Consider the following 445-nt stretch of genomic DNA (forward strand, 5'->3'; position numbering starts at 1 on the left):
TCCGCACCGATTTGGAAAGACTGAGTGCCGTAAGTACCGTTAAGTAGGCGGTTACCACCGAAAGATGTCGTTTCAGCGATACGGTTTAGTTCGTCGTTCAGTGCCGTTACTTCTTCTTGGATCGCAACACGCTCAGATTTTGAGTTAGAGCCGTTCGCAGATTGAAGAGATAGGTCACGCATACGTTGCAGGATGTTGGTCGTCTCGTTCATTGCACCTTCAGCAGTTTGTGCAATTGAGATACCGTCGTTCGCGTTACGAACAGCCACATCCAGGCCACGGCTTTGTACGTTCAAGCGGTTCGAGATTTGAAGACCCGCAGCGTCGTCTTTTGCGCTGTTGATTTTGAAACCTGAGGACAAACGCTCCATAGAAGTTTGTTGTGCTGAGTTTGCGTTGTTTAGGTAACGCTGAGCGGTCATCGCTGATACGTTTGTGTTTACAT

The 445-nt window shown here is 48.5% G+C and carries 1 protein-coding gene; it reads right to left on the bottom strand.

The window, feature by feature from the left end:
- A partial coding sequence (locus tag VJL_RS26665) for a flagellin N-terminal helical domain-containing protein (RefSeq protein WP_038882370.1) occupies positions 1 to 445 on the bottom strand: 445 nt, incomplete at both ends.

Origin of the sequence: Vibrio jasicida CAIM 1864 = LMG 25398, assembly GCF_000400365.1 — a bacterium.
GTDB lineage: Bacteria > Pseudomonadota > Gammaproteobacteria > Enterobacterales > Vibrionaceae > Vibrio > Vibrio jasicida.